This is a genomic window from Paenibacillus sp. MY03 (assembly GCF_002165585.1).
Lineage (GTDB): Bacteria > Bacillota > Bacilli > Paenibacillales > Paenibacillaceae > Pristimantibacillus > Pristimantibacillus agaridevorans.
The window spans coordinates 1-5,371 of sequence record NZ_MXQD01000104.1 but is presented as its reverse complement, the minus strand read 5'-3'; the positions used below and the strand labels follow the sequence as shown (position 1 = coordinate 5,371).

The following is a 5,371-nucleotide window of genomic DNA, read 5'->3' as shown; positions in this document are numbered from 1 at the left end:
GTCGGTCCCGTGGATCCAGTAGCACCGTCGGTGCCAGTTGCTCCCGTCGGCCCCGTTGGTCCAGTATCGCCGTCGGTGCCAGTTGGTCCCGTCGTTCCCGTGGGTCCAGTAGCGCCATCGGCGCCATCGGCGCCAATTGGCCCGGTCGGCCCCGTTGGTCCGGTGGATCCAGTAGCACCGTCAGCGCCAGTTGGCCCGGTAGCTCCGATGGCACCCGTTGCGCCGTCAGCACCCGTTTGACCAGTCGGTCCCATGGGTCCAATAGCGCCGTCAGCACCCGTTTGACCAGTCGGTCCCGTGGGTCCAATAGCGCCGTTAGCGCCTGTTGGTCCGGTAACTCCGGTGGATCCAGTAGCGCCATCAGCGCCCGTTGGCCCGGTCACTCCGGTGGAACCCATTGCGCCATCAGCGCCAGTTGGGCCAGTCAGCCCAGTGGGTCCAGTAACGCCATCTGCACCTGTTGGTCCGGTCGGTCCCGTCGGGCCAGTTACACCGTCAGTGCCTGTGGCTCCTGCCGGCCCTGTGGGTCCAGTAGCACCGTCGGCGCCAGTTGGCCCGATTGCTCCGGTGGAACCCGTTGCGCCGTCAGCGCCAGTTGGCCCGGTCGGCCCCGTTGGTCCAGTAGCGCCGTCGGTGCCAGTTGGTCCGGTCGGTCCCGTCGAGCCAGTAAAGCCGTCGGCACCTGTTGGCCCGGTCGGTCCCGTGGATCCAGTAACGCCATCGGCACCAGTTGCGCCGTCAGCACCGGTTTGACCAGTCGGTCCTGTGGGTCCAATAGCGCCGTTAGCGCCCGTTGGCCCGGTCACTCCGGTGGAACCCATTGCGCCATCGGCGCCAGTTGGTCCAGTCAGCCCAGTGGGTCCAGTAACGCCATCGGCTCCAGTTGGTCCGGTCGGTCCCGTCGGGCCAGTTACACCGTCAGTGCCTGTGGCTCCTGCCGGCCCTATGGGTCCAGTAGCGCCGTCGGCACCCGTTGGCCCGGTCGGTCCCGTGGATCCAGTAGCACCACCGTCGGCGCCAGTTGGCCCGATTGCTCCGGTGGCACCCGTTGCGCCGTCAGCGCCAGTTGGCCCGATTGCTCCGGTGGCACCCGTTGTGCCGTCAGCGCCAGTTGGCCCGGTCGGCCCCGTTGGTCCAGTAGCGCCGTCAGTGCCAGTTGGTCCGGTCGGTCCCGTCGGACCAGTTATACCATCAGCGCCTGTGGAACCTGTTGGCCCAGTGGGTCCAATAGCGCCGTCGGCACCCTCTGGTCCTGTCGGCCCAGTGGGTCCAATAGCGCCGTCGGCACCCTCTGGTCCAGTCGGCCCCGTGGATCCAGTAACGCCATCGGCACCAGTTGGTCCGGTCGGTCCCGTGGATCCAGTGGATCCAGTAGCACCGTCGGCGCCAGTTGGCCCGATTGCTCCGGTGGAACCCGTTGCGCCGTCAGCGCCAGTTGGCCCGGTCGGCCCCGTTGGTCCAGTAGCGCCGTCGGTGCCAGTTGGTCCGGTCGGTCCCGTCGAGCCAGTAAAGCCGTCGGCACCTGTTGGCCCGGTCGGTCCCGTGGATCCAGTAACGCCATCGGCACCAGTTGCGCCGTCAGCACCGGTTTGACCAGTCGGTCCTGTGGGTCCAATAGCGCCGTTAGCGCCCGTTGGCCCGGTCACTCCGGTGGAACCCATTGCGCCATCGGCGCCAGTTGGTCCAGTCAGCCCAGTGGGTCCAGTAACGCCATCGGCTCCAGTTGGTCCGGTCGGTCCCGTCGGGCCAGTTACACCGTCAGTGCCTGTGGCTCCTGCCGGCCCTATGGGTCCAGTAGCGCCGTCGGCACCCGTTGGCCCGGTCGGTCCCGTGGATCCAGTAGCACCACCGTCGGCGCCAGTTGGCCCGATTGCTCCGGTGGCACCCGTTGCGCCGTCAGCGCCAGTTGGCCCGATTGCTCCGGTGGCACCCGTTGTGCCGTCAGCGCCAGTTGGCCCGGTCGGCCCCGTTGGTCCAGTAGCGCCGTCAGTGCCAGTTGGTCCGGTCGGTCCCGTCGGACCAGTTATACCATCAGCGCCTGTGGAACCTGTTGGCCCAGTGGGTCCAATAGCGCCGTCGGCACCCTCTGGTCCTGTCGGCCCAGTGGGTCCAATAGCGCCGTCGGCACCCTCTGGTCCAGTCGGCCCCGTGGATCCAGTAACGCCATCGGCACCAGTTGGTCCGGTAACTCCGGTAGAACCCATAGCACCGTCAGCGCCAGTTGGCCCAGTCGGTCCCGTCGGGCCAGTTACACCGTCAGTGCCTGTGGCTCCTGCCGACCCAGTGGGTCCAGTAGCGCCGTCGGCACCCGTTGGCCCGGTCGGTCCCGTGGATCCAGTAGCACCGTCGGCGCCAGTTGGCCCGATTGCTCCGGTGGCACCCGTTGTGCCGTCAGCGCCAGTTGGCCCGGTCGGCCCCGTTGGTCCAGTAGCGCCGTCAGTGCCAGTTGGTCCGGTCGGTCCCGTCGGACCAGTTATACCATCATCGCCTGTGGAACCTGTCGGCCCAGTGGGTCCAATAGCGCCGTCGGCACCCTCTGGTCCAGTCGGCCCCGTGGATCCAGTAACGCCATCGGCACCAGTTGGTCCGGTAACTCCGGTAGAACCCATAGCACCGTCAGCGCCAGTTGGCCCAGTCGGTCCCGTCGGGCCAGTTACACCGTCAGTGCCTGTGGCTCCTGCCGACCCAGTGGGTCCAGTAGCGCCGTCGGCACCCGTTGTCCCGGTCGGTCCCGTGGATCCAGTAGCACCGTCGGCGCCAGTTGGCCCGATTGCTCCGGTGGAACCTGTTGCGCCGTCAGCGCCAGTTGGCCCGGTCGGTCCCGTTGGTCCAGTAGCGCCATCGGTGCCAGTTGGTCCGGTCGGTCCCGTGGATCCAGTAGCACCGTCGGCGCCAGTTGGCCCGATTGCTCCGGTGGCACCCGTTGCGCCGTCAGCGCCAGTTGGCCCGGTCGGCCCCGTTGGTCCAGTAGCGCCGCCGGTGCCAGTTGGTCCGGTCGGTCCCGTCGGTCCAGTTATACCATCAGCGCCTGTGGAACCTGTCGGCCCAGTGGGTCCAATAGCGCCGTCGGCACCCTCTGGTCCAGTCGGTCCCGTGGATCCAGTAAAGCCATCGGCTCCAGTTGGTCCGGTCACTCCGGTGGAACCCATAGCACCGTCAGCGCCAGTCGGCCCTGTAGCGCCTGTGGCACCCGTTGCGCCGTCGGCGCCTGTTGGCCCGGTCGGTCCGTTGGGACCCGTTGCTCCAGTACTTCCTGCCGAACCTGTTGCCCCAGTTGGCCCTGTTGCTCCGGTTGCCCCGGTCGCTCCTATATTTCCGCCAGTTGTTTCAAGTCGTACAATGGCAGAGCCCTCAGAGACTGTAATATCTATGGAATCAGATTCAAAAATCAAATCTTCTCCCAGAGCGATAGTTGCAATCCCAATCGGACCAATTACTCGGAATAAATCTTCCTCAATCGTTCCCGTCGCCCCGGTCGGTCCAGTCGCCCCGGATTTGCCTTTCTTGCCTCGTTTACCTTTGGCTCCCGGTGGGCCCATTGGACCCGTGGGTCCAGTGGGTCCCATGATGCAGCATTTTTTACTTGCTCTAGGGCAATAAGTAATAGAGTCTTTCCCTGAAGGTCGAGTTCTTCGCATCTTACTGATAATCAGCTTTGAACAATGAACTTTTTTGAATCGATTCGTCCGACTCATGTTCACCTCACCCCTATAGTCAGTAGCCTAATCAGTCTATGTAGTGGAGGAGAACTGGGGAACGTTGGGGAACAGTATTTTTCCTGTTATGAAGTTCATTGACAAGCTTCCTTATTATAAATTGAGCACGATTGTCAGCCCATCAGCTACTTAGAAGAGACCTACCTCATCGCCAGCTGTGAGCTCTACATCTCCGGCTAGTTACGGTTCCGTTTCCAAGGACTATTCTCAACATAAGGACTAGAGCTACGTTGACGTTAAGTACAGGGAACTATCCTGAGATTACCAAGCCGGTACATAATAGAATTCGGAGTTGCTGGAAAAGATCGTGTTGCCCGCTTGATTCGCCTACCAAAAATCTGATGCAAATAGAGGATGTCTCGTAAAACGGATCAAAGTGATCCGAATTATTTCCCCCATTCTGAGAAGGGAAAAGCCTCGGAGCAAGTGATTACACTTGCTTCGAGGCTTTCTGATTTTATTCGAGCGGTGATTTTTAAAGTACGTTATTCGATGGCCAATCCCGCGCTGACCGATCCGACGACTGATCCGGCAACCAGGAGACCGCCACCAGTAGCGCTGGCTACTAGAAGCAGCCGCGTTTCCGTAGTAACGGGAATGTTCAATCCCGTGGTGACGTTGTTGTACGTGCTGCCTACGGTGATAGTCGTTGGAATGACGATATCGACGAGCGCACCAGGGATCGGAGCGAACACTTCGCTAGGCCCAGTAGAGCTGTACACCTGCAAGCGGTACGTCAGTGGAGTCAGAAGCGTTAGTCCCGCTGTAGCGGCGAGATAACCGGACAACGACGAAATGACGCCGTCCCGCGGTAATGAGAACGCATAGTTGGTCAAGCCGGTAACCGTGATTGTTCCACCAAGCACAGTCAATGACTGAACAGATCCTCCGAAGCCGATCAAACCAGGCAGACCTACAAGACCGCCTACAAGAACGGTAACTGCAAGTGGTTCGCCGGACGAAAATGGAATAATCGCTCCGCCGCCGCCGGTAGCACCAGTAGCACCGTCTGCGCCAGTAGCTCCCGTAGCTCCAGTGGCACCATCCGCACCCGTTGGTCCAGTCGGTCCGGTAGCACCATCAGCACCAGCAACACCTTCAATACCAGTCGGTCCAGTCGGTCCAGTTGCACCATCCGCGCCAGTAGCGCCTGTCGCTCCGGTAGCACCATCCGCGCCGGTGGGTCCAGTCGCGCCAGTAGCACCATCTGCTCCAGTAGCGCCCGTTGCTCCGGTAGCACCATCGGCTCCAGTAGCGCCCGTTGCTCCGGTAGCACCATCCGCGCCAGTAGCGCCCGTCGCTCCGGTAGCACCATCGGCTCCAGTAGCGCCCGTTGCTCCGGTAGCACCGTCAGCGCCAGTAGCACCCGTTGCTCCGGTAGCACCATCCGCGCCAGTAGCACCCGTCGCTCCGGTAGCGCCATCCGCGCCAGTAGCGCCCGTCGCTCCGGTAGCACCATCTGCTCCAGTAGCTCCCGTTGCTCCGGTAGCACCATCCGCGCCAGTAGCGCCCGTCGCTCCGGTAGCACCATCGGCTCCAGTTGCGCCCGTTGCTCCGGTAGCACCATCCGCGCCAGTAGCTCCCGTCGCTCCGGTAGCACCATCCGCCCCAGTAGCACCATCCGCGCCAGTAGCGCCCGTCGCTCCGGTAGCACC

Annotated in this window: 2 protein-coding genes; both read right to left on the bottom strand. The window is 62.8% G+C overall.

Annotated elements, in window-relative coordinates; translation table 11 throughout:
* On the bottom strand, positions 1–3,539 hold a 3,539-nt coding region (locus tag B1748_RS37790), incomplete at its 3' end, for a beta strand repeat-containing protein (protein WP_143810481.1).
* A gap of 662 nt (positions 3,540–4,201) precedes the next feature.
* A partial coding sequence (locus tag B1748_RS36040; RefSeq protein WP_087572794.1) for an exosporium glycoprotein BclB-related protein occupies positions 4,202–5,371 on the bottom strand: 1,170 nt, incomplete at its 5' end.